Source organism: Candidatus Protofrankia californiensis (assembly GCF_900634765.1).
In the GTDB taxonomy this organism is placed as follows: domain Bacteria; phylum Actinomycetota; class Actinomycetes; order Frankiales; family Frankiaceae; genus Protofrankia; species Protofrankia californiensis.
The window spans coordinates 1-5,147 of sequence record NZ_CAAAFT010000091.1 but is presented as its reverse complement, the minus strand read 5'-3'; the positions used below and the strand labels follow the sequence as shown (position 1 = coordinate 5,147).

Annotated in this window: 5 protein-coding genes and 1 tRNA gene; 3 read left to right on the top strand and 3 right to left on the bottom strand. The window is 66.0% G+C overall.

Translation table 11 applies throughout. The features are described from left to right. Positions 1–97 precede the first annotated feature (97 nt). A complete protein-coding gene (locus DD1DGNOD_RS05395; RefSeq protein ID WP_131765534.1) occupies positions 98–1,480 on the bottom strand; it encodes a polyamine ABC transporter substrate-binding protein in 1,383 nt (460 codons plus the stop codon). 290 nt (positions 1,481–1,770) lie between these two features. Between DD1DGNOD_RS05395 and DD1DGNOD_RS05390 the strand changes: the two genes are divergently transcribed. The 3 genes from DD1DGNOD_RS05390 (at position 1,771) to DD1DGNOD_RS05380 (ending at position 3,413) form a co-directional block, all read left to right on the top strand. Continuing rightward, entirely contained in the window at positions 1,771–2,028 is a 258-nt protein-coding gene (locus DD1DGNOD_RS05390; protein ID WP_131765590.1) for a hypothetical protein, read from the top strand. Between the two features lie 427 nt (positions 2,029–2,455). After that, the gene (locus DD1DGNOD_RS05385; RefSeq protein ID WP_131765532.1) at positions 2,456–3,055 is read left to right on the top strand and encodes a hypothetical protein; all 600 of its coding nucleotides are present in this window, start codon (positions 2,456–2,458) and stop codon (positions 3,053–3,055) included. A 163-nt stretch (positions 3,056–3,218) separates the two neighbouring features. Continuing rightward, on the top strand, positions 3,219–3,413 hold the full coding sequence (locus DD1DGNOD_RS05380) for a hypothetical protein (RefSeq protein ID WP_131765531.1): 195 nt from the start codon (positions 3,219–3,221) through the stop codon (positions 3,411–3,413). Positions 3,414–3,505: 92 nt separating this feature from the next. On the opposite strand, the gene DD1DGNOD_RS05375 is transcribed toward DD1DGNOD_RS05380, so the two are convergent. Together DD1DGNOD_RS05375 and DD1DGNOD_RS05370 are read right to left on the bottom strand one after the other, a co-directional pair. Next, positions 3,506–3,582, bottom strand: a tRNA-Met gene (locus tag DD1DGNOD_RS05375). Positions 3,583–3,692: 110 nt separating this feature from the next. Beyond that, positions 3,693–5,147, bottom strand: a 1,455-nt coding sequence (locus DD1DGNOD_RS05370) for a UPF0182 family protein (protein ID WP_165036446.1), incomplete at its 5' end; no start/stop codon positions are given.

The window sequence follows — 5,147 nt, the reverse complement described above, 5'->3', positions numbered from 1 at the left end:
GGGTCGGATCGGGCAGATCGGAGCAGGCAGATCGGAGAGGACAGGTCGGGCTGGCAGCTGTCAGGACCGGTACCGGACGGGGCAGGGCTGGTAGCCGTCAGGATTGGTAGATGGGCTGGAACAGGCTGTTCCACTCGGCGGCCTCGGCCCTGGTCAGGACGCGGTAGCGCCGGAGCCGGGCCAGATCCGAACGGACGGGGAAGACCAGCGGGCTGTTGGCGGTGGCCATCATCTGCGCCTGTGCGGCACCGCTGGCGGCACCCGCGTCCCGGATGATCCGGTCCCGCGCGAACGGTACCGGGGTGATGTAGTTGATCCCTTCGGCGAGTTTCGCGGCGATGTCGATCTGATAGGCGAAGTCCATGAAGGTGATGGCGTCCACCGGATGTGGTGCGGTAACCGGGATGCACATGCTGTCTGTCCACATTATTCCACCCTCGTCGGGAATGATGAAACGCAGGTCGGCGCCCTCGGAATTGGCCTGGAAAATGTCTCCGGACCACGCCATGGACAGCCATATATCCCCTTTCTTGAGAGGCTCGATGTAGTCCTGCTGGTAGTAGTTGCGGACGATACGGTCGTCCCGTTGTTTGCGCAGGATATCCGCGGCCTTCCGCCAGTGCGCCGGCGTCGACGTCTCAGGCGTGATTCCCATGCCCACCAAGGTGAAGTTCGGCAGGTCACGGACGTCACCGAACATCCCGACCCGACCGGCGAAAGCCGGATCGAACAGATCGTTGAAGCTTCTGATCTCCCGGCCGGTGCGGTTGGGATCGTAGGCGATCCCCGTGATTCCCGACTGCCAGGCGACCGTGAACCGGTTGTTCGGGTCGTAGGCGGGATTCACGACACTCTCGTCGGCGTTGGCGAAAAAGGCCGGGAGCCGGCTTGCGTCCAGCGGCGCTAGGTGGTTCAGCCGGATGAGTTCGGCGAGCACCTGCCCGTTGGTGATGACCATCAGGTCGTAACCGACCGGGCGTACTGCCTCGAGCAGCGGCCGGATCCCCGCATAGAACGATTCGTCGTTTTCGATGACCTCGTGGTAGGAGACCGTGATACCGGTCGCGTGGGTGAACGTGTCGAGTGTCGGATGGGCGTCCGCCCGGACCGCGGACGTGTCGATGTACAGCGGCCAGTTCGCGAAGTCGAGATGGCCGGCGGGCGTCTTGCCGGTCCAGTAATCGGTGACGGTGAGCTCCGGGAGAGGGCTCGGCTCCGGGGGTGGCGGTGGGGATACGGGGCGGTCCTCACCGCATGCTGCCAGCAGGACGCCACCACCGGTCATCAAGCCGGACAGGCGGAGGAACTCCCGCCGTCCGATCATGCTCCAGTCCCCTGCCGGCCGTGCCGGCCGTTGTCCCACCGCCTGACGCGGACGCGTGCGTGGCATGGTCAGGCCACGCAGCAGCGCGGAATGATAGGGATCACGGCGGTCCCGCCCCGGCACGTCGGCAGTGGGCCCCTCGGAGCTCGGCGTCATCTCGACCCTTCCAGAGGTAGGCGATAGGCAGCAATAGAACTACTGATCGTGAATTAAGATCGAAGTTTCCCTCACCTACATTCAACTGCGTGCCCGTATGACTACTTTTAGGACCACGGCGTGGCTGCATTGTCCGGACAGCACCGAGCGAGCCGGAAGCAGCACGATCATGCTTCTCTCGCGTCCAGGGTCGGGAAGCCGACGTCCGACCGGAGCAACCAGTACCGGGGGACGAGAGTCCAACATGTGCAACAGCCGGAACCGGTTTGGTTCAGGAGGAGTGGATGACCATGGCACTGGTTCATCACGATCCGCAGGACGGCGTTCTGACCACCCGGATCGGTCAGGCAGAGATCACGGTCCGGCCTGAGCCGCCGGCCGCCCCGGGGCAGGCTCCAGTGATCCTGCTGCGTCTGGACGCTCCGATGCTCGACGCCCTCGCCGCCGCCTACCTCACGCCCGAGGAAGCCCGCATGCTCGCCGAGGTGCTGCTGCGCTCGGCCGACCTGCTACGCCCGGCGAGCCCCTGGCGCACCCCCCGACCCTGAGCCCGCGGCCTATACCCCCGGCCCTGCGCCCGTGGCGCACCCTCCGGCCCTGAGCCCGTCGCGACATGCGCCCGGCGGTGACCGCCACGGCTTCGTCGCCCGTACGAAAGCCGGTCGGCGTTCCGCCGCGTTCCAACAAAACCCGCAGCATTTCAACGAGGTAACGGCTGCTTTACCCCTGTCAGTATCCGGACAGGCCCGTCACACCACAGCGGTCTCGTATCCATCTGAATCATCGGATATGCAGAACAGACACTTTTTCTGACTGCCGGGGGTCGTCGTGCGCATATCTGCGCCTTCCATCGTTGTCGCTGTCGCGGCAGCCACCGCGCTCATCCTGATGACAACGGGCTGCACCGGTACCGATACCGTGGATTCATCCGGCACACGGCCGTCGGGCGCCTCGACATCGGCAGGCACCGGCCAGGTGAGTGCGGTCCGATCAGCATCGCCGGGAACGGCAATCCGCCCAGCGTCGCCGTCGTCGAGCTCGAACGGCTCGCCGCAAGCGGCTCGGGACGGTGACGTCGACGGTGACGGCCGCACAGAATCGATCACGCTTCCCGCTGCCGGTCTGCTCCGTGTCGTCTACTCGACCGGCCGTACCGAGGAAGTTCGTTTCGACAGTGGGCCGGACCCCGCGGCGCAGGGTGTACTCGGCTCGGTCGACGCCGACCGGGACGGGCACGCGGAGGTGTTCGTCCGGTTCGACCAGGGAGCGGCGATGCAGCTGGCAACAGTCTTCCGATATGTCGACGCCCGGTTGCGGCTGGTCACACTCGACGGGCAGCAGGCGGCGCTGCCGTACGGCGCCTCACTGCGGAACGCGGCAACGTGGGGGTGCCGCCGGACGCAGCCGCCTGCCGCCGCGATCGAAAGCTGGACAGGCAGCAGCACCAACGGTAAGGACTATCGGGGCGACAGCACCTTCTACAACTTCTCCGGATCCCGTCTCGTCACCGTCGGGAAATCAGCTTCGATCTCACCGCCGGAGATGCTCGGCTGCGGCTCGGTGACATTCAAGTAGAGGCTCGGACAGCCACCGGCTCACCCTTGCCCACGGCAGCGGCAGCGGCAGCGGCGATGTAGCCGATCGGCTGTAGCGGTTCCGGCCAACCGCCGAAGGTTCACATCCGACCGTTGCCGACCACGAGCAGATCACCTTCGACGGGCGCCACAGCTACGCAACCGTGTCGATCGACGCCGGGGCGAACCCGAAGGTCGTCAGCGAACGCATCGGGCATGCCAGCATGGCATTCACGCTCGCGACCTACGTGCAGCGGACCGGCGACCTCGACCGGGAGGCTACTACCGCCACGGCGATCACGAACCTGATCCTCGGAAGGGAGGAGGCGGAGGAGCCCGAGGAGTCTGGCGAGGGCTGATCGAGGGCACGCCCGTACAGTGCCCGGCTACAAATCTGGCTACACGGACGCGAAAACGTCCCCGGATAAGATCTATCCGGGGACGTTTTCCCTGGTAGCGGGGACAGGATTTGAACCTGTGACCTCTGGGTTATGAGCCCAGCGAGCTACCGAGCTGCTCCACCCCGCGTCGGTGTGGCTTCACCATACTAGATGCAGGGTGGGTGGTGTCAAACGAGCTTGATCGAATTTCTCGATCGGCTGCCAGCCGGCTGCCGCCGGCAGGCTCCCACTCGCCGGCTACCCGCTTGGTGCCCGAGCCGACGCCGTGCTCGCCGGTGCGACGGGGAGCAGCACGCTGGTAGGAGCCGCCGCCGGCGCGGGAGTCGACGGCGGAGGGGCAGCCGGCGCCGGCTGTGGCGGAGAGGAAGGAGAGGGCGACGGCGAAGGGCTCACCGGCGATGACGGTGCCACCCCTGTCAGCCGCGCCAACCGGTCCAACGCGTCCGACAGGTCCTTCTGCGCGGTGCCGTAGACGGTGAAGTCGGGGGGATCCTTCTTCAACGCCTCCTGCCCGGCAGTGAACGCGCGGTCGGCATCGGTGATCGCCTGCCGGATCTGCGGATCGCTCGTACTGCTCGGCGGAACGTTCCCGCCCGTTCCCGTCCCGCCTGTTCCCGCGCTGGGTGGCCCGGTAGCCGTGCCGAAGACCTGTCCCAGCGCCTCGCTCAGGGTCGGCGCGAAACCGATGTTCTCGCCGAAGACCGCCGCCACCCGTTGCAGGGTCGGATACACCGCGTTCTCCCGCGCCTGGACGTAGTACGGCTCGACATAGAGCAGCCCGCCCGCCACCGGCAGGGTCAGCAGGTTCCCCTGGATGGTCCGCGAGCCCTGGCCCCGCAGCAGGCTCAGCTCCTGGGAGATCTTCGCATTGGACTCGATGAGGTTCTGTACCTGGACCGGCCCGTTGATCGTGACGCCCTTGGGCAGCTGCAGGACCTGGAACTCGCCGTAGTTGCCGGGATCACTCGACACCGCCATGTAGGCGGCGAGTTTCGATGATCCCCGCGCCAGCAGCGGGGAGGTCAGGTTGAAGCTGGGTTGCGACTGCCCGATCAGCTGGCTGTAGACGTAGAACGGCGGCTGCGTCTGGTTCTGGTCGTCCGGGGACGGCGAAACCGCCCAGAAGTCCTCCTGCGAGTAGAACTCACGCGGATCGGTCACGTGGTACGAGGCGATGAGATCCCGCTGCACCTTGAAGAGGTCCTCCGGGTAGCGGAGATGGCTCAGCAGGGACGCGGGAATGTCCTTCTTCGCCTTCACGGTGCCCGGGAACGCCTTCATCCAGGTCTTCAGGACGGGATCCGCCTCGTCCCAGGCGTAGAGCGTGACGGTTCCGTTGTAGGCGTCGACGGTGACCTTCACGGAATTACGGATGTAGTTGACCTCGTTCGCGGCCTGCCCGGGCCGGTTGGATGCACGGTTGGTCACCGCGTCCGCGGTCACCGAGCCGAGCGTCCGACGTTCGGCATAGGGATATCCGTCGGTGGTCGTGTAGCCGTCGAGGATCCACGTCACCCGGCCGTCGACGACCGCCGGGTACGGGTCGCCGTCCAGGGTCAGCCAGGGCGCGACCTTGCTCACCCGGTCACGTGGGTTACGCACGTAGAGAATACGGGAGCTGTCAGTGATGTCACTCGACAGCAGAATGTTTTTTTCCTGGAAGCGCAACGCGAACAGGGCCCGGCGCAATGT

Coding starts and splice junctions, on each gene's coding strand:
- DD1DGNOD_RS05395 (WP_131765534.1), bottom strand. CDS start 1,480: ATGACGCCGAGCTCCGAGGGGCCCACTGCCGACGTGCCGGGGCGGGAC.
- DD1DGNOD_RS05390 (WP_131765590.1), top strand. CDS start 1,771: ATGGCACTGGTTCATCACGATCCGCAGGACGGCGTTCTGACCACCCGG.